Origin of the sequence: Moryella indoligenes (assembly GCF_030812885.1) — a bacterium.
Taxonomy (GTDB): domain Bacteria; phylum Bacillota; class Clostridia; order Lachnospirales; family Lachnospiraceae; genus Moryella; species Moryella indoligenes.
In genome coordinates this window covers 59,707-78,619 of record NZ_JAUSTO010000010.1, presented here as the reverse complement: position 1 = coordinate 78,619, position 18,913 = coordinate 59,707, and the positions used below count along the sequence as shown (strand labels likewise).

The window sequence follows — 18,913 nt, the reverse complement described above, 5'->3', positions numbered from 1 at the left end:
CGAACCTCCTGGTGTTGTGTTGTGTGGTAGCTTCATCATACCACGAGTTCGTCATCGGCTCTTTTTTATTGTCCTAGTTCATCTTACAATCATCCGCTCACAGCATCTTTGAGAGTCGGGCATTTCGAATCAGCTCCGCATTGCTCCTCGTATTCGCAAAGCGATTCAGAATGCGCTCCACACTGTCCTCCGGCCGCGCCCCGTTCGTCATGCGGTGAATGAGATCCAGTATCTCCCTCTCGTCCGCGCTGAGCAGCAGATCGTCCCGCCTGGTGCCGCTCTTCAGGATATCGACTGCCGGGAATACCCGGCGCTCGGAGAGCTTTCTGTCCAGAACGAGCTCCATGTTCCCCGTCCCCTTGAACTCCTCATAGACGACGTCGTCCATGCGGCTCCCCGTATCCACCAGCGCTGTCGCAAGTATTGTGAGACTTCCGCCCTCGCGCATATTCCGCGCCGCGCCGAAGAAGCGCTTCGGCATGTAGAGCGCCGCCGGATCCAGACCACCGGAGAGCGTCCTGCCGCTCGGCATGACCGTGAGATTGTAGGCGCGCGCCAGCCGGGTGATGGAATCCAGCAGTATCATGACATCCTTCCCCTGCTCCACCAGACGCTTTGCGCGCTCTATTACCATCTCTGAGACACGCTTATGCTGCTCCGGCTCCTTGTCGAAGGTCGAGTAAATTACCTCCACCTGAGGCCCCTCGATATATTCCCGGATGTCCGTGACCTCCTCCGGCCGCTCATCGATGAGCAGGATGATGAGGTGCATCTCCGGCATCGTGTCCGTGACGACCTTTGCGATCTGCTTTAGGAGCGTCGTCTTGCCCGCCTTCGGGGGAGAGACGATCATCCCGCGCTGCCCCTTTCCGATCGGTGAAATCAGATCTACGATGCGCATTGCGGTGGATGCTCCCTCAGTCTCAAGATGTATGCGCTCATCCGGAAAGACAGGTGTCATATCCTCAAAGTTTCTGCGCCGCGATAACTCCGCGGGACGCAGCCCATTGATCGCATTGACATAGAGAAGTGCCGCAAATTTTTCCTTCTCCGTGCGGATGCGCTTCACACCCGTCACAATATCGCCTGTCTTCAGGCCGAAGCGGCGAATCTGAGATGGGGAGACATAGATATCGTCCTCCCCCGGCATGTAATTTGCCGAGCGTATGAATCCGTAGCCGTCCGCCATCACCTCCAAAATTCCCGAGGCGAGCGGCCCCTTATCCGCGGCTCCCTTCAGCTCCTCCGGAAGCTGTACGGCTGCCGTGTCCGCTGCGCGCGGCTTTACGGTCTTTGAATCCGGCTGCTCTGCGCTTCCCGCTTTTTTGTGCGGCGCTGCGCGCCCCGGCTTTCTTGTATCCTGTCTGCCCGCTGTCTCCGGGCTCCTTAACAGCTGTTTCCTTCTGGTCTTTCGCTCCGGGCCGGGAAGCGTCTCAGGCTCCGCCTGCGGCCCGGGCTCCAGCTGTTCCCGTCCCGTAGCCACCTTCCACTCTGCCGGTGCTTCCTGTCCCTCTGCACTCCGCTCCGGCTCTGCTTTTGACTCCGGCTGTTCCTCCACCCGCTCTGTATTCTGCCGCTGCGTCTGCTCCTTCCGCTTAAGATCCTGTTCCCCGCACTCCGCGAGACGATCGATCAGCTCCTGCTTCCGCATGGCACTGCTGCCCTTGATCCCCTTCTCCTTCGCGAACTCCCTAAGCCTCGCAACCTGAAATGTCTTCAGCTTTTCCCTCAGTTGCTCCTTCAGATTTTCCTGCATTCCCTACTCCTGTCCGCGGAGAAATTCAAGCCTCTCCCGAATTTTTTTCTCATACCCGTTTTCCGTGGGCTCATAGAAGCGCTGCTCTGTCAGCCCGTCCGGAAGATACTGCTGCTTTACATAGTGATTCGGATAATTGTGCGCATAGAGATAGCCGACGCCGTGTCCCAGCTCCTCATGCCCTGCGTAGTGCGCGTCCTGCAGATGTGCGGGAATCGGTGCCGTGAAGCTCGTCTTCACAGCCTCCGTCGCCTTTCCTATCGCCTCCGTCGCCGCATTGGATTTCGGCGCAGAGGCCACATAGAGACAGGCCTGACTCAATATCAGCTGACTCTCCGGCATCCCGATGCGCTCCACCGCGGCAGCCGCACTGGCGGCCACAACCATGGCCATGGGGTCAGCGTTTCCCACGTCCTCAGAGGCACAGATCATGATGCGCCGCGCGATAAAGCGAATATCCTCCCCCGCATACAGCATGCGCGCGAGGTAGTACACCGCTGCGTCCGGATCCGAGCCGCGCATACTCTTTATGAAGGCCGAGATCGTATCGTAGTGATTGTCCCCATCCTTCTCATAGCGCAGCACACGCTTCTGTATGCACTCGGAAATCACGGACAGCGCAAGACTTATCTTCCCATCCCGTCCCGGATCCGTCGTCAGCACGCCGAGCTCCAGCGCGTTCAGCGCCGCGCGCGCGTCTCCATTGGCTGCATCTGCGAGAAAGGCCGCCGCCTCCTCCGTGATCTCCGCATTGTAGCCTCCGAGCCCCCGCTCCCTGTCCGAGAGCGCCCGCTGTATGAGCAGCCGTATGTCCTCCGGCTCCAGCGGCTTCAGCTCAAAAACCCGCGAGCGGGACAGAAGCGCCGAGTTCACCTCGAAATAGGGATTCTCCGTCGTCGCCCCGATCAGCGTGAGCGTCCCGTCCTCAACAAAGGGTAGAAGATAGTCCTGCTGACTCTTGTTGAAACGGTGTATCTCATCCACAAACAGGATGGTCTTCCGACCGTAGCCGAAGGCCTCCTTTGCAAGCGCAACAACCTCCTCCATATCCTTCTTTCCCGCAGCCGTCGCATTGATCTGCCGAAAAACAGCCTTTGTCGTATTTGCAATCACCCTCGCAAGCGTGGTCTTGCCGGTTCCGGGCGGCCCGTAGAAAATAAGTGAGCCCAGCTGATCCGCTCTGATCGCACGATACAAAAGCTTGTCCCTGCCGATGATATGCCGCTGCCCAACGATCTCATCCAGTGTCTCGGGGCGCAGCCGCGACGCCAGAGGCGCCTCCCGTTTCAGCGTGTCCTCCCGCATCAAATCAAATAAATCCATATATAATTTTACTCCGTGTGAAAGCTGGAAAATCCATGTGATTTACAGAACAGTGATTTTATCATAGCACAGCTCAAGGCGCTTTGCCACTGAAACTAAGGCGCATCGGGTGATGTAGCTAAGGCGCATCGGGTGATGCCGTCTTTTCGCCGCACAGAAAATATGCCGGCAAAAACACAGCCGCCCCGGGCGATCACTCCCGCCCGGGGCACTTGACTTCTGCCAGACACTCACTTCGCCGCAGACCTCTCCTCCTCTTCTCCGCCAAGCTCCTCCACCATGCGGAAGTCTTTGTAGTAGGCTCCCTCGCGGTAGATGTCAGAAAAGATCCAGTAGGTCTCCTTCCGCCCGTCGTCCCTGTCATAATTCGTCGTGTCGAAGAGCAGCCAGCTGCTGCCGATTCTCGCCATCCCGAAGATATGCATCATATTCGCATCCTGCTTCGACGAGGCCACTACGCTGACATAGGGAATCCCGCAGTGCTCAAAGAGCAGCTCCGTCATCTCATTGTAGCCGACACAGGCCGTGACGCCGCTCCGCACCGCATCGCCGAGGCTGTTCCTCTCATAGCTCCGGTCATAGCGGAGATGATTCGCAACGTAATCGCAGATATACTTTGCCTTATCCGTCTCGTCCTTCTCTGCGACCGCAGTTTTTACTTCCTCTATGATTCCAAGGAACTGCCTCAGCAGGGCGTAATTCTCCGCAGCTCTCTGCTCTGTGAAAACCTCCGGCGTCTGAACCACCACCATCAGCTCACCCTTCCGATCCTTATAGAAGTATACTGTCGGTGCAGAAAAAAAGCTTAAGCCGTCCAGCGCCTCAAGATAAGCCCGCTGATACTGCTCCACGGGGCCGCTGTAGAGCCGCAGCATACAGCTCCCATCGCTCTCCCGCATGAGATTTTCCGGATCATACCAGATGCTGCTCAGAAGGTAGCTCATATTCAGCTCCTTCTTAAGCTGATTTGTCTCAAAGCTGTACAGCGCCTCCGCCGCTGCAACCGCATCCTCTCTGCTGTAGCCGTAGCTCCTCGTCGCCTCCGCCGCGGTGGCATACGGAACCAGAGCGCCTCCGTCCTCCCGGCTTCCCTGCACACCGCCAGCTGCCAATGCGGCACTTCGATTTCTGGTCACAACGCCTGCATACGCGGGAAATGCAAGCGCCGCGCCGCAGAGCAGCGAGAGCAATATCACCCGCAGCCCGAGGCCTCTACTTCTCTTCTTTCTCAATCCTCTACCTCTCTGCTGTCTCTCAGAAATAAATATCCCTGAAAATTTACCTGTCTGTGCTATACTGAATATACTTATAACGTCACACTTCACTTGATTCAGAATGCATTGATTATACACGATGCGTCTGAATTTAAGCGAACTTTTTTTATAAGAATTCGGGCGCTCCATGAACTCTGCTCCCTGCTGCTGTGCAGGTACATTGTGGGAGCAAACTTTAACACTGTAAATAAAATAATAAAAGCCCGCGCCAAGGCGGGCAGGAGGTACTATGAGCGAAGAGAACAGGGAAAAGCGGGTTGCAGTTCTGATTGACGCGGAAAATGTGGCCAGCAAGTATATTGACATCGTGCTGAATGAAGCAAACAATCTCGGAAATATCATCATCAAGCGCATCTACGGGGACTGGACCAGTCAGCAGATGGGCTCCTGGCGCAATATTATCCTCGACAATTCCGTACAGCCCATACAGCAGTACTCCAATGTCTCAGGAAAAAACGCCTCGGACTCGGCTCTCATCATCGATGCCATGGATCTGCTCTACACCGGGCCGCTCGACTGCTTCTGCATCGTCTCCTCCGACTCCGACTTCACGCGGCTTGCGGCGCGGCTCAGAGAATCTGAGAAGTATGTACTAGGCATGGGCGAACAGAAGACGCCAAAGAGCTTTATCAGCGCCTGCAACAAGTTCTCCTACATTGATATCCTGTACAAGGCAAGTCTTAAGGAGCAGCGCCCCGCGAAGGATGAAAAGCCAGACACCGCTGAGAAATCCGCCCCCTCCGGCGTGCGCCTGAAGACCGTGCGGAAGGCGCTCATCGCTATCGCCGAGGAGAATTCCGACGACGACGGCTGGATCTCCTCAAGCCTTCTCGGAAATCTCCTGAGCAAGCAGTTCCCGGACTTCGACGTCCGAAACTTCCAGTACAAGAAATTTGTGCAGTTCATCGCCTCTCTCCAGCTCTTCGAGAGCCGCAGGCAGTCGCTGAACGTCTACTTCCGCCTGAAGCAGTGAGCTATCCTCTTCTGTAGCCGCGACGCGTCAGAAGAAACTCTCCGCTCCGCTCCGTCGCAGAGCTTCCGATAAAAACAGTCGTAAACATATCGGTCTCTGCCTCCCGGAGCTCAGAGAGCGTGAGGAGCCGCCGCTCCTCTCCGTCCCGGCCGATGCGCTTCACATAACCGCAGCAGCGCTCCCCGGGAAGATATTCCAGCAGGATATCACAGGCTCGCTTCAAATAATCCGCGCGCTTCCGGCTGGAGGGGTTGTAGAGCGCAATATTCATATCCGACTCTGCAGCCGCCCGGAGGCGCGTCTCGATCTTCTCCCATGGAGTGAGCAGATCGCTTAAACTGATCACACTGAAGTCCGTGCCCAGCGGCGCGCCGAGCCGTGCGGCCCCGCTGAGCGCCGCCGTCACGCCGGCAATCACCCGGACAGAGCAGTCCGGGTATTCCGGCCGAAGCTCCAGCATGAGCGAGGCCATGCCGTAGACGCCGGCGTCCCCGCTGCACAGCATCACCGTGCGCCTGCCCTTCTGTGCCTCCTGAAAAGCCATGCGGCAGCGCTCCTCCTCCGCGCGCATCGGCGTGGACAGCTGCTCCTTTTCCCGAAAGCGCTCCGGCAGCAGCGCAAGGTAGACCGGATAACCCACGATCACTTCGGCCTGCTCCAGGGTATTCAGCGCTTCAACGGTGATTCCCTCCTCTGCTCCCGGTCCCATGCCGACCACAGCGACCTCTTTTATTTTGCACATAACTCTCCCTCTTCATTTCCGACACTTATCTTCTGTTCGAACAGCAGCTGTCAGCTCTGGATTCCACGCCGCAGAGCAGCCCGTCTCAATTCGAGCCGTCGCCGCAATGCCCCCTGTCAGCATTGCCCTCGCGATACTCCGTCGTAAAGTCCGGATCATACAGCTTGGAGCGCGCATAGCGCCGATGTGTCACAAACTCCCCGACCAGTATCATTCCTGTCTTTGAGATGCCGTTTCGCTCCGCTGTCTCCGGAAGCGTTCCGACCGTACAGATAAAGCACTTCTCCTCCGGCCAGCTCGCCTTGTATACGATCGCTGCCGGGGTGTCCTTGCTGTAGCCGCCCCGCATCAGCGCCTCCGAGAGCTTTCCCGCCATCCCCGCGCTCAGGAAAATCGCCATCCCTGCGCCGTGAGACGCGAGCGCCTCAATCGACTCCCGCTCCGGCACCGGTGTGCGCCCCGCCATGCGGCTTATAATCAGAGTCTGCGAACACTCAGGCAGGGTAAATTCCAGCTTCAGTGCTGCTGCCGCCGCGGTGAAGGAGCTGACGCCCGGCGTCACATCATAGGAAATCCCCTCTCTGTCCAGCACATCCATCTGCTCCCGTATCGCGCCAAAGAGACTCGGATCTCCCGTGTGCAGCCGCACGGTTGTCTCTCCTCTCTGCTCTGCCTCCAGCATGAGCGCCGTCACCTCCGGAAGCGTGAGATATGCGCTGTCGTAAATCCGCGCCCCCTCCCTGCACGCAGAGAGCAGCGCAGGGTTCACCAGCGAACCCGCGTAGATCACCACATCCGCCTCGCCGAGCAGCCGCGCACCGCGAAGCGTAATCAGATCTGCCGCACCGGAGCCCGCTCCCACAAAATGAACCATCAGCCCTCTCCTCTCGTCTCATCCTTCATATACATCAGGGCATTCACGATTGCCGCCGCCACATTGCTGCCGCCCTTTCTTCCGCGATTTACAATACAGGGGAGCCCCGTCGCAATGAGTGCCTCCTTTGACTGCACCACATTGACAAAGCCCACAGGTACACCGACAACCAGCGCCGGGCGAAAGCCCTCCCGTGACAGCTCCGTGATGCGCAGCAGCGCAGTCGGCGCATTTCCCACCGCAAGTATCACCTGTCTCTGCTCCGCAGCCGCTCTCTCCATGCTGACCAGTGCCCGCGTACAGCCCCGTCGCTTTGCCTCCTCTGCCACCCCTGGATCTGCCATAAAACAGATGCACTCCATGCCGAGCTTTCGCACTGCGCTCTTGTGCAGACCGGACAGCGCCATATTGGTGTCCGTCACAATCAGCGCTCCGGGACGCAGCGCATCCAGCGCCTGCCGAATGGCTCCCTCCGAGACATAAAGCGTATCCGCATACTCAAAATCTGCCGTCGTGTGGATCACGCGGTACAGCACCGGACGCAGCTCTGCCGGAATCTCCCTGCCCATTTTCTTAAGCTCCGCATCGATGATCTCAAAGCTCCTCCGCTCAATCTCCATGGGACGCAGCGCTCCGGCTCTCTCTGTTTGCTCCATATATTCTCTCCTTCTGTTCCTCCCGCCGGCATTCTGCCCACAGTCACTCTGTCTGCAGCTCACGGTCTTTATTCCGAAGCTGCGCTCACGCTTCATCCGGACGAAGCTACAGCTCCGCCAGTATGCGGAGCAGCTCCCGGTTCTCACTTCTCCGCCGCACCGCAATGCGGTAGTAATGTGCATCAAGTCCCACATAATCCTCGCAGCGCCTTATCAGCACCGCGCGCTGCAAGAGCGCCTCCTGTAACTCCCGCTCCGCATGGAACAAAATGAAATTGGCCTCCCCCGGAAAGCAGTGAAAGCCGAGGCGCGTAAGCCCCCGCACAAGATAGGCGCGCTCCTTTCGGATGAGCTCCCGCGCGCGCCGCAGATACTCCTGATCCCCGGTGAGCGCCGCGCGCGCTGTCTCCATACCCGGGACAGACAGGCTCCACTCCGGCTGCATGAGACGCAGCGCACGGATGATGCTGCTGTCCGCGCAGAGCGCCCAACCCACCCGAAGCCCCGGCAGCGCGTGGCTCTTTGTGAGAGCGTTCACCAGTATCAGCTCCGGATATGCACGCGCAAGCTCCAGAATCCGCCGCGAAAGCACTTCGCCGTCTGCACAGAGTAAAAGAAAGCAGATATCCAACAGAAGATGCGCGCACTCCCTGCGGCAGCGATCCAGAAGCGCCCGAAGCAAATTGAGATCTATGATATTTCCCACCGGATTATTCGGCGCGCAGAGGATGGTGAGCTCCGCAGGCGGCGTCTCCAGTATCGAGGCGTCCAGCGCAAATCCCCGGCTCTCCGCGAGCGGAAACTCCCGTATCCGGATGCCGTCCTCCCGCAGCAGCGAGAGCCCCCTGAGAGCATGCCGATAGCCGGAAAAGGAGGGAACCGGAAGCAGCACCGAGTGTGGATGCAGAGCGAGCAGAGCCGCCTGGAGGAGCTCTGACGCGCCGTTTCCGCAGGCAATGCACTCCTCCGGGAATTCACAGCGCGCTGCGAGCAGTCTCCGCAGCGCCTCCTGCTCATAGTCCGGGTAGGCAGAGAGCTTCCGAACACTCCCGCAAAACGCCGCAGCTGCGCTGCCCGGCATCCCCAGCGGGTTAATGTTGACAGAGAAGTCCAGCTGTACACGGTTTCGATAGATGTCTCCGCCGTGACGCAGCGCACTCTCAGTAAAACACTCTTCCATCCTGTCTCTTCCCTCCTATCTCCTTCACCGCTGCACACTCACAGAAGCCGAACTCCAAGGCATACAAGCTCTGCCGCAAGCAGCGACAGAAACGCCGTCCCAAAGAGCAGACGATTGGCCGCGGAAATATCCTCTGCCTCCGGCTCCCGCCTCGCATCGCCGATATGCGGCTTCTTAACGAGCTCTCCGAAATAATACGCATCACCCGCGAGCTGCAGTCCCAGTGCTCCTGCACAGACACTCTCTGTCTGCGCGGAGTTTGGACTCCTGTGCCTTCGCCGGTCTCTCCGCCATATCCGCGCGGCAGAGACGGCGTCAAGGCCCAGCAGCCCGGAAGCGGCAATCATCAGCAGGGCCGAGACCCTCGCCGGAATGTAGTTCATCACATCATCCAGTTTAGCCGCTGCGCGCCCGTAAAAAAGGTAGCGCTCATTTGTGTAGCCGATCATGGAATCCATGGTATTGACCGCCTTGTAAAACCAGCCCGCCGCCGGTCCGCCGAGCGCGGTCCAGAGGAGCGGCGCCGTCACGCCGTCGGAAGTATTTTCCGCGACTGTCTCCACTGCCGCCCGGATCACTCCCTGCTCATCCAAGCTCTCCGTATCTCTTCCGACGATCCTCGCGACCTGATGCCGCGCCGCAGGCAGTCCCTCTGTGCGCAGTGCACTGTACACCTTATGCGACGCATCCTTAAGACTTTTTACTGCGAGCAGCTGCCAGCACATCACTGTTTCCAGAAAAAAACCCAGAGGAAAGGAGAGGCGATAGGTAAAGTGCAGCAGAAGAAAGCACAGTCCGCCGCTGAAACACGGCACGAACAGCGCTGTCACAAGACCGGCGCAGTATCTCTCCCTGTCCGCGCCGCCCTCCGGATAGAGCCTTCGCTCCAGTGCAGCGATCAGCGCACCGATGGCCCGCACGGGATGATACCAGCTCTCCGGATCTCCCAGCACGAGATCGGTGAGAAAGCCCAGCAGAATGGCGAGCGGCGTGTGCAGGCGCAGCAGCCACAGTAGCGCTGTCTCAGGCAAAAGCATTTCCATCAGCACAGCCTCCTGTATGGCGAAAGCTGAATACTCTCAAAGCTCCGTCCGCTGGAATAGATTGCCCCCGCGAGATCCAGCAGCGGAAAGAGCATCACCGCGCCGCTTCCCTCTCCGAGGGCCATGTCCGCATCAATCACCGGATGGAGCGAGAGTATGCGGCAGACCTCGGAAAATCCCTTTTCCCGCCCGCGGTGCGAGGCCAGCATAAAGCGGCATATCCCCGGGCAGAGCTGCTCCGCGGCCAGTGCCGCAGCTGCCGTGATCAGTCCGTCCAGCACCAACGGGAGACGACACTCTGCGGCGCCGATCATTGCCCCGACCATTCCCGCGATATCCAGACCGCCCACACAGCGAAGCGCCGCGAGCCCCCGTTCAAAGCGTGCCCTCCGGAGTGCATCTCCCTGCAGGAGCTCCGCCTCCGGCGCTGTGTCGCGATAGCGGGGCGCTTTCCCCCGGCACAGCTTAACTTCCGGCCCCTCCGGCCGCGCGCTGTGCGTCTCTGCTTTCATGCGCTTCGCAGCAGAGCCTCGCTCTGCGGGGTCATAAACCGGCTCCTTCAGACCATGTCGCAAGAGCGCTGCCTCTATGAGCGCGCGCTTTCGCTGCAGTCCCGCATCGGAGAGACCTGCGCCCCGCCCGGCGGTCTGCTCCGCCGGCAGTCCCGTCAGCGCGGAAATCACAGCCGCCGAGCTCGTCGTATTTCCTATGCCCATCTCACCGAGCGCCAGCAGCTTATCTCCCGCCGCAGCCCTCTCGTGCGCAAGCTCCCGCCCCATGGCTATCGCCCGAAGAAGCTCTGTCTCCGTGAGCGCTGCCTCCCTCAGGAAATCCCGCGTTCCCCGCCGCACAGAACAGCTTCTCACTCCCGCGATGCGAAGCTCCGCGCTGTGCCCAGGCAATATTTCATCGGGCGCAGCGTCTTTTAGTTGAACCTTTCCTCCGGCTATACCGATATCCACCGGAATCACCTGTACGGCGCAGCGCTCTGCCATGCGGCACACATTGGAGCTTCCGTCTCCGAGTGAGGCCGCGACAACCGCCGTGACTTCCTGCCCGCTCTGGCTCACACCCTCTGCAACGATCCCATTGTCCGCACAGAAGACAAGAAGCGAGCGCGGCGTGAGCGCGATCTCCTCCGTCCCGCGTATCTCCCCGATGCGCACAAAGATCTCCTCAAAGCGTCCCAGCCCGTCCAACGGCTTCGCAAGTGCATTCCAGCGCTCCTTCGTTCTGCGCCCTGCCTCTACCCTTTGCTCCGGCAGCCGAAGCTCAAACAGTTCTTCCCGCGTCATAGGCCTCCTGCATGAAGCGATACAGCTCCTTCATATTGAGCGACTCCCGGACCGTGTCCGCGAGCAGCGCATACTGACTCTCCTTAAATGCACGATAATCCGCAAACTCCGGCGCAGTAAAATCTATCCCCTTCTGCGCCGCCAGCGTCCGCAGTATCGTCTCCGCGATTGCCCCCTCGTCAAAGAGCCCGTGCACATAGCTGCCGTAGACATTTCCCACACTCAGACCATCCGGCCTTGCATCCCCGGCGGCGGTGTGAAGCAGGATGAGATGCGGGTCATGCTCCATCTCGCCCAAAACACGCGTGATCCCCATATGAATCTCATAGCCGCAAAACGCCATTCCGCCAAGCTGACGCAGTGCGCCCCCCGGCTCCCCGAAGCGCCCCGCCACCTGCGCGCGCAGCTTCTGCTTTGTCAATACCGTCTCTATGGGCAGAAGCCCTATCCCGCGTATACTGCCGCCGCTCTCCACGCCCTCCGGGTCCCGCACCTCCCGGCCGAGCATCTGGTAACCGCCGCAGATGCCGAAGATCACTGTTCCGCGCCGCGCAGCCTTCTGCACCAGCGTCTCCAGGCCAGATTCCCGCAGCCATCTGAGATCTCCGATGGTGTTTTTCGAGCCCGGAAGAAAAATAAGATCCGGCTCCCCGAGCTCCCGCGGACTCGCGATGTAGCGCAGCGACACGCCGGGAAAGCGCTCAAACACGTCGAAATCCGTGAAGTTTGAGATGCGCGGAAAGCGAATCACCGCGAGATCCAGCTGCCCAGCGCGCCGCAGGGAAAAGCGCTCCGTCAGACTGTCCTCATCCTCCAGGCGCAGCGGCTTCCAGGGAACGACTCCCACCACCGGCTTTTGGCTCCGCTCCTCGATCATGCGTATGCCCGGCTCCAGGATACTCCGGTCTCCCCGGAATTTATTGATGATGAGTCCGCGTATTCTGTCGCGCTCCTGCTGCTTCAGCAGAGCCACCGTCCCATAGAGCTGCGCGAACACACCTCCCCGGTCTATATCGCCGACCAGCAGCACGGGGGCATCCACCAGCTCTGCAAGCCCCATATTCACGATGTCATTTTCCCGGAGATTGATCTCCGCAGGGCTTCCGGCCCCCTCGATCACAATGATGTCCGCGCGCGCTTGAAGGCGGTGATAAGCCGCAAGGATCTCGGGAATCAGCTCCCTCTTATACCCAAAATACTCTCGCGCAGACATATTTCCGCGTACCTCGCCCTGCACAATGAGCTGCGAGCCGGTGTCCCCGGTCGGCTTTAAGAGCACAGGGTTCATATCGACAGAGGGCTGTACGCCGGCCGCCTCCGCCTGCATCACCTGCGCACGCCCCATCTCAAGCCCCTCCGGGGTGATGTAGGAATTCAGCGCCATATTCTGAGACTTGAAGGGCAGCACGCGGTATCCGTCCTGCCGGAACACGCGGCACAGCCCGGCGGTCAGAAGACTCTTGCCCGCGCCGGACATGGTTCCCTGTATCATAATGCACTTTGCCATACTGCTCCCTCTCACGATACCTCCGGAGTGCTTCCCTCTCTGCTGCTTCGGTGCAGAAGCTTCTCTCCCCAGACCTCCGTGAGTTTCAGAAGACTCCATGCCGCATTTGCGGGGCTTGTGGATGGCAGCAGCACAGCCTCTCTCCCGCAGCGCTTCTTCAGATAGCGGTCATAGTACTTCTTTGCCGTGCTCCCGTTGACAAAAATACCTTCAACGGGGCTGAAGTCTGTGATTCTCTCAATTTCTACCGGAACCACATTTCGGATGCTCGCGTCACTGGAGCCGCGTATCTCGCAGCTCTCTATCACATCCCAGAGCGCAATCCCGTGCCGCAGCGCAAATTCCCGCTTCTCTGCCATGCTCTGCGGAGGCGTCTCCCGATACAGCGCCGCCAACACCTTCCAGAAGCGATTCTGCGGATGCCCATAATAAAAAGCCTGCTCGCGCGACTTCACAGAAGGAAAGCTTCCCAGTATCAGAATGCGGCTGTTTTTGTCATAAACCGGTCCAAATTCGTGGCTCTGCCGCTGTGACTCTGACTTTTCCTCCGGAAGTGCCGTGCTTTTCCGGGGTGATGCAGAGACGGGATGGCCTGTGTCCCTGACAATGGCCGGGCAAACAGCGCTTTTGCCCGCCTGATCAGGCGTCGCCATATCAGCGGACGCATGCGCGCCTCTGCCGGCATGGCTCGTGTCTCTTAAAGAAGCGGCGGGCGTAATAGCTGCGCCCGCCTGACTTGATTTCTTCATTTTCTGTATTCCTTTAAACCAAACTCAGCAAATCTTACGAATCCAGCCCTCCGGCCCCTCGATGCGGCCGGACTGTATTCCCGTGATGGTGTCATAGATCTTCTGAAGCACTGCTCCCATCTGCTCCATCCCGGAGGGGAAGCTGATGATCTCATCCTTTGCAACCACTCTTCCCACAGGGCTGATCACTGCCGCAGTTCCGCAGAGCCCCGCCTCCGCAAACTCCTTGAGCTCTGCGAATTTCACCGGGCGGTGCTCCACCTTCATATTGAGCATATGCTCTGCGAGATACATGATAGATCTTCTCGTGATAGAAGGCAGAATGGACGGGGACTTCGGACTGACCAAGGTTCCATCCTTTGTTACGAAGAGGAAGTTTGCGCCTCCGGTCTCCTCAACATAGGTTCTGGTCGCCGCATCCAGATACATATTCTCATCATAGCCGGCCGCGTGCGCAGTGACATGCGCATGCAGACTCATGGCATAGTTCAGTCCCGCCTTGATATGTCCCGTGCCATTCGGAGCCGCGCGATCATAATCGCTGACACAGATCGTTATGGGCTTTGCGCCTCCCTTGAAATAAGGGCCGACCGGCGTACAGAAGAGCCGGAACTGATACTCATCCGATGGCTTCACGCCGATCACCGGCCCGCTGGCAAACATATACGGACGCAGATAGAGTGACGCTCCGCTTCCATAGGGCGGAACCCACGCAGCATTGGCCTTCACGACAGCATCAACCGCCTCCAGAAAGCGTTCCTTCGGAAAGGCCGGCATCTCCATGCGCTCCGCGGAATCTATCATGCGCTCCGCATTCATATCCGGGCGGAAGGTCACGATGCTTCCATCCTCCCAGGTATAGGCCTTCAGCCCCTCAAAAATCTCCTGACAGTACTGCATGATCCCGGCGCACTCACTGACGGGAATGATCGGATCTGAAATAAGTCTGCCTTCATCCCAGCTTCCGTCCTTCCAGTTCGACACATAGCGCTGATCCGTGACCTGATAGTTGAAGCCCAGATTGCTCCAGTCAAGATTCTTCTTTTCCATGACAAAAATCCTCTTTCGAATGAGATTTATTTCATTCCGTCCTCAGATCTTTCCGTCAGAGCCGAGAACCTCGAGGATCTTATGGGACACAATCGCCTTTACATTGCTGCGTCCGTCGCCGATGTACTGACGGGGATCGAAGTGATCCGGATGCTCTGTATAGTGCTGACGAATACCGGCAGTCATACCGAGGCGCAGATCAGAGTCAATGTTGATCTTGCAGACCGCAGAGCGTGCAGCTGCACGAAGCTGATCCTCCGGAACGCCGATAGCATCCTTCAGAGCGCCGCCGTTTGCATTGATGATCTTCACATACTCCTGCGGCACGGAGGAAGCGCCGTGAAGAACAATGGGGAAGCCCGGAAGTCTGCGCTTCACCTCCTCGAGTATATCAAGGCGCAGCTTCGGATTCGTGCCCGGCTTGAACTTATACGCACCATGGCTGGTTCCGATGGCAATTGCAAGAGAATCACATCCCGTGCGGCTCACAAATTCCTCGACCTGATCCGGCTGCGTGTAGGAGGAAGCTCCTTCCGCGACGACAACATCGTCCTCGACGCCCGCAAGCGTGCCGAGCTCTGCCTCTACCACAACGCCGTGCGCATGCGCATACTCAACGACCTTCTTCGTCTCCGCAATATTCTCCTCAAAGGAGTGACCGGAATAGTCAATCATAACAGAGGTGAAGCCGCCGTCAATACAGTCCTTACATGTTGCAAAATCTGCGCCGTGATCCAGATGCAGAACCATCGGAATCTCCGGGTGCAGCTCAACCGCCGCCTCAACCAGCTTGACCAGATAGATTGAGTTTGCATATTTTCTCGCTCCGGCGGATGCCTGAAGGATCACCGGGGATCTGAGCTCCGCAGCGGCCTCCGTGATGCCCTGCACAATCTCCATGTTATTGACATTGAATGCGCCGATCGCGTAACCGCCCTCATAGGCCTTTCTGAAAAGTTCTGTGGATGTCACCAGTGCCATGTCTTTACCTCCGTTTTGATAAAGCTTGTCTTCTGTCCTGTTATTTTTCTTGATACTGCCTTTATTTTAATGCAAGCGCGGGTGGAATTCAAGCACTGCAAAAGCTCTCTCCGGCGGCAGAAATTTCTGTCGCCGGAGAGAAAATATGCTACTATGCTTACTGCAGGTATATTCTATGATATATCTGGCAAAATCAATTACAGCTGTTTCGTACCTTGGCACTGTAAGCATTTTTTATTGATCTAACTTAAGGAGCAGTCATGTCCCACTTAAACCCAAACGACACAGCCGCTCTGTTATGCTGGTACAGAGAAAACAAGCGTCAGCTTCCATGGAGGGATACCGGCAATCCGGAGGATGTCTGGATCTCCGAGATCATGCTTCAGCAAACCCGAGTCGAGGCGGTGAAGGCTTACTTCACCCGCTTCCGCAGCGCTCTGCCGACAGCCGCATCCATCGCTTCCTGCCCGGACGATACTCTGATGAAGCTCTGGGAGGGGCTTGGCTACTACAGCCGCGCCCGCAACTTAAAAAAATGTGCCGCTGTGCTGCTCGAAAAGCACGAGGGGCAGCTCCCCCGTGACTACCACGCGCTGCGCGCCCTGCCCGGCATCGGTCCGTACACGGCAGGCGCCATCGCCTCCATCGCCTATGGGCTTCCTGTGCCCGCGGTAGATGGAAATGTGCTGCGCGTCTGGGCGCGCCTCAACGCCCGCACAGATGATATCGCTGCTGTGCAGACAAGAAACAGCTTCTCATCAGAAATAGAAGCCCTGATTCTGGAAGCCGATCAAAGCTCCGCCGACTTCTCCGTCTCGGATTTTAATCAGGCTCTCATGGAACTCGGCGCTGTAGTCTGCGTCCCCAATGGCGCACCGCTGTGTCCCCTCTGTCCTCTCCGCAGCTCCTGCCGCGCATATGCAGAGGAAAAAACAGAGAGTATTCCCTTTCGCTCTCCGAAAAAGCCCCGCCGGATTGAGCCGCGAACCCTGCTCATCATCCGGGACGGTGAGCGCTTTCTGCTTCAGAAGCGCCCCCCGCAGGGCCTCCTCGCCGGACTGTACGAGTTCCCCGGGATCTCCGGAGTCCTGACAGAAACAGAAGCCCTGACAGCTGTCAGAGCGCTCGGCTTCTCTCCCGTACACATCCAGGCTCTTCCGGAGGGAAAGCACATATTCACCCATATCGAGTGGCACATGAGTGCATGGGAGATACAGGTAGCGGAGTTTTCGGACGCGGACATCCGAAACAGCAGCCCCCGCGCGGACACCAGTGCCTATAATCCCTCCCCCTACGGCACGGCACAGCGTATTTCATCAGATCCTGAGGACAAACCGGCCGCAGGCACTGATACGGCCTCCAAAACAGATGAAGCGGGGTATATCCTCATCAGAAAAGCAGATCTTCAGCACTTTGCAGTTCCCTCTGCCTTTCGCACATGGATCAACTGGTACGCGCTGAAGGAAAAATGAATATTTCTGCTTTTCTGCTTGCTATTTTTCTGAAGCTCAAGTATAATTACCTCCGTCAGAGAAATCGGAGATATAGCTCAACTGGGAGAGCATCCGCTTGACGTGCGGAAGGTCACAGGTTCGAACCCTGTTATCTCCATGTATAAAAACCACGTAAATGCGTCGCAAATGGCGCGGATACGTGGTTTTCTTTATGTATGCTTGATTGCCAAAGGCGACAGCATGATAGAAGCTCGTATGCACTCGCCTAAAGAATGAAAGAATAAGCTTCTTACAGCCTTCCGCCGCTCCCAATGCAACCAGCAGGGGAGCGTAATGGTCGGGCGTCAGAACAGCAAGGTCATAGCGAAGCCCTTTTCTGCTTGTATCTCTATAAAGCCTTCGCTAATTGATAATATCGTGATTACAATCACGCTTTTATATATTTTCGGTAAACATCGAGTGTCAAAATCCAGAATAAAAAATTTCACACACAGAAATTATAAAATTGTGCGTGAAATTATTCCCTTTCGAGAGGTTGTTTAACTTTTTGATGATTCTTAATCCACTGGGCAGATTTTTGCATAATTGAAAGAAATCAAATTAGCTCATCTAATCACTTGATAATTACATGATAATTAGATATAATTAGAAATGATTAAAATAATAGTAACGGCTAAAGGAGGTAATCTTCTTGATAGAAGGAAAGAATGTGGAGTTCAAGCGTGAATATATGGACGACATTAAGTACGCTGTTATTGCATTTGCAAATACAAATGGTGGGAAGCTTTATATCGGCATCAATGATGACGGAACAATATACGGTGTTGATAATGTAGATGATATTATGCTTCGCCTAACTAACATGATTCGAGATATTGTGCGTCCAGATGTGACTATGTTCACTGATTACTCTGTTGAGAAAATGGAACATAAAGATGTTATTGTTTTAACTGTGCAACGTGGCACAGCTCGTCCTTACTATTTGCATTCGAAAGGTATTCGCCCGGAGGGCGTATATGTACGTCAAGGTGCTTCTTCAGTTCCAGCTTCTGAAACAGCCATTTTGAATATGATTCGAGAAACCAGCGGAGATTGCTATGAAGATGCACGTTCCATTAATCAGCAGCTGACATTTGAAAAAGCGAAAGAATATTTTGCAAAGAAAAAGGTGGAGTTTGGCGATGCTCAGAAGCGCACACTGAATATAATCGGTGAAGATGGCACTTACACAAATCTTGGAATGTTGCTGTCTGATCAGTGCACGCATACCATCAGAATGGCCGTCTTTGAGGGAAGTAAGAAAAGTGTTTTTAAGGATCGCAAGGAACTGACAGGTTCTTTGCTGGAACAGCTTGAGGAGGCGTACACCTATATCGACCAATACAATCACACTCGTGCAGAATTTAAAGGATTAGATCGAATTGACAAGCGAGATTATCCTGCCGAAGCACTACGTGAAGCTCTTTTAAATGCACTTGTGCATCGAGATTATTCCGTGAGCGGTTCCATCCTTATTAGTATTTTTGATGGACGCATAGAATTCGTAACCATTGGTGGATTGGTCCGTGGGATTTCTTATGATGATATAATGCTGGGCGTATCTGCTTTGCGTAACAAAAAATTAGCAAATGTTTTTTATCGTCTTAAGTTAATTGAAGCTTATGGCACCGGCATTATGAAAATTAATGAATGCTATGCGGATCAAGCGGTAAAGCCTATTATTGAAGTGAGCAACAATGCATTTAAGATTACCTTGCCTAACTTAAATTATCATCAAGAAATGCACGAAGTAGGAATTAAAAATGAGCGCATGAAAATGGTTCTCTCATTGTTTGGAAAAAAGGATAGCATTGTAAGAAAAGATGTAGATGATCTGCTGGGTGTATCTCAGTCTACATCCAGTATTCTTCTACGTGAAATGTTGGATAACGGACTGATTGTAAAAGTTGGTAGCGGCAGAAATCTCAAATATAGATTAAAGATAAGGTCTTGATTAAGGATCTGGTCAGAAACAGTGTTGAGGAGACACTCAACGCTCTGCTGGATCTACCACGGA

Annotated in this window: 16 protein-coding genes and 1 tRNA gene; 4 read left to right on the top strand and 13 right to left on the bottom strand. The window is 56.2% G+C overall.

The annotated features are described in order from the left end of the window. Positions 1-97 precede the first annotated feature (97 nt). The 3 genes from rho to J2S20_RS08580 form a co-directional block, all read right to left on the bottom strand. Complete coding sequence (rho, locus tag J2S20_RS08590; RefSeq protein ID WP_330692798.1) at positions 98-1,756, bottom strand: transcription termination factor Rho; 1,659 nt, start codon at positions 1,754-1,756, stop codon at positions 98-100. A gap of 3 nt (positions 1,757-1,759) precedes the next feature. Beyond that, positions 1,760-3,079 carry a replication-associated recombination protein A gene (locus tag J2S20_RS08585; protein ID WP_307255016.1) on the bottom strand — a complete coding sequence of 440 codons (1,320 nt, stop codon included), beginning with the start codon at positions 3,077-3,079 and terminating at the stop codon, positions 1,760-1,762. 230 nt (positions 3,080-3,309) lie between these two features. Then, the gene (locus J2S20_RS08580) at positions 3,310-4,311 is read right to left on the bottom strand and encodes a transglutaminase domain-containing protein (protein WP_307255014.1); all 1,002 of its coding nucleotides are present in this window, start codon (positions 4,309-4,311) and stop codon (positions 3,310-3,312) included. A 271-nt stretch (positions 4,312-4,582) separates the two neighbouring features. Here J2S20_RS08580 and J2S20_RS08575 point away from each other — a divergent pair, with 271 nt between their 5' ends. Next, the gene (locus J2S20_RS08575) at positions 4,583-5,326 is read left to right on the top strand and encodes an NYN domain-containing protein (RefSeq protein WP_106611723.1); all 744 of its coding nucleotides are present in this window, start codon (positions 4,583-4,585) and stop codon (positions 5,324-5,326) included. Between the two features lies 1 nt (position 5,327). Here the strand turns inward: J2S20_RS08575 and cobJ are convergent, their stop codons facing one another. The 10 genes from cobJ to fba form a co-directional block, all read right to left on the bottom strand. After that, the gene (gene cobJ / locus J2S20_RS08570; RefSeq protein ID WP_307255012.1) at positions 5,328-6,068 is read right to left on the bottom strand and encodes a precorrin-3B C(17)-methyltransferase; all 741 of its coding nucleotides are present in this window, start codon (positions 6,066-6,068) and stop codon (positions 5,328-5,330) included. 85 nt (positions 6,069-6,153) lie between these two features. Beyond that, positions 6,154-6,942: a precorrin-4 C(11)-methyltransferase gene (gene cobM / locus J2S20_RS08565; protein ID WP_307255010.1), complete on the bottom strand. Its 789-nt coding sequence runs from the start codon at positions 6,940-6,942 to the stop codon at positions 6,154-6,156. After that, positions 6,942-7,598, bottom strand: coding sequence for a precorrin-8X methylmutase (locus J2S20_RS08560; protein ID WP_307255008.1), 657 nt, complete (start codon positions 7,596-7,598; stop codon positions 6,942-6,944). Before J2S20_RS08560 ends, cobM begins: the two co-directional genes overlap by 1 nt. 106 nt (positions 7,599-7,704) lie before the next feature. Beyond that, positions 7,705-8,778, bottom strand: a complete 1,074-nt coding sequence (locus J2S20_RS08555) for a pyridoxal phosphate-dependent aminotransferase (RefSeq protein ID WP_307255007.1) — start codon at positions 8,776-8,778, stop codon at positions 7,705-7,707. Positions 8,779-8,816: 38 nt separating this feature from the next. Beyond that, a complete protein-coding gene (gene cbiB / locus J2S20_RS08550; protein ID WP_307255005.1) occupies positions 8,817-9,821 on the bottom strand; it encodes an adenosylcobinamide-phosphate synthase CbiB in 1,005 nt (334 codons plus the stop codon). After that, complete coding sequence (locus tag J2S20_RS08545; protein WP_307255003.1) at positions 9,821-11,116, bottom strand: nicotinate-nucleotide--dimethylbenzimidazole phosphoribosyltransferase; 1,296 nt, start codon at positions 11,114-11,116, stop codon at positions 9,821-9,823. Before J2S20_RS08545 ends, cbiB begins: the two co-directional genes overlap by 1 nt. Next, a complete protein-coding gene (locus tag J2S20_RS08540) occupies positions 11,094-12,623 on the bottom strand; it encodes a cobyric acid synthase (protein WP_307255001.1) in 1,530 nt (509 codons plus the stop codon). The genes J2S20_RS08545 and J2S20_RS08540 overlap by 23 nt, the downstream gene beginning before the upstream one ends. Positions 12,624-12,634: 11 nt before the next feature. Next, the gene (locus tag J2S20_RS08535) at positions 12,635-13,372 is read right to left on the bottom strand and encodes a DNA-deoxyinosine glycosylase (protein WP_242934030.1); all 738 of its coding nucleotides are present in this window, start codon (positions 13,370-13,372) and stop codon (positions 12,635-12,637) included. Positions 13,373-13,396: 24 nt separating this feature from the next. Further along, positions 13,397-14,422 (bottom strand): branched-chain amino acid aminotransferase, encoded by a 1,026-nt coding sequence (locus J2S20_RS08530; RefSeq protein WP_106611355.1) that lies wholly within the window; start codon positions 14,420-14,422, stop codon positions 13,397-13,399. Between the two features lie 42 nt (positions 14,423-14,464). Beyond that, complete coding sequence (gene fba / locus J2S20_RS08525) at positions 14,465-15,403, bottom strand: class II fructose-1,6-bisphosphate aldolase (protein WP_106611354.1); 939 nt, start codon at positions 15,401-15,403, stop codon at positions 14,465-14,467. 260 nt (positions 15,404-15,663) lie between these two features. On the opposite strand from fba, the gene J2S20_RS08520 reads away from it, so the two are divergent. The 3 genes from J2S20_RS08520 (at position 15,664) to J2S20_RS08510 (ending at position 18,850) form a co-directional block, all read left to right on the top strand. Beyond that, positions 15,664-16,875 carry an A/G-specific adenine glycosylase gene (locus J2S20_RS08520; RefSeq protein WP_106611353.1) on the top strand — a complete coding sequence of 404 codons (1,212 nt, stop codon included), beginning with the start codon at positions 15,664-15,666 and terminating at the stop codon, positions 16,873-16,875. A gap of 66 nt (positions 16,876-16,941) precedes the next feature. Continuing rightward, a tRNA-Val gene (locus tag J2S20_RS08515) sits at positions 16,942-17,014 on the top strand. 528 nt (positions 17,015-17,542) lie between these two features. Further along, complete coding sequence (locus J2S20_RS08510; protein ID WP_416389004.1) at positions 17,543-18,850, top strand: RNA-binding domain-containing protein; 1,308 nt, start codon at positions 17,543-17,545, stop codon at positions 18,848-18,850. Positions 18,851-18,913 lie beyond the last annotated feature (63 nt).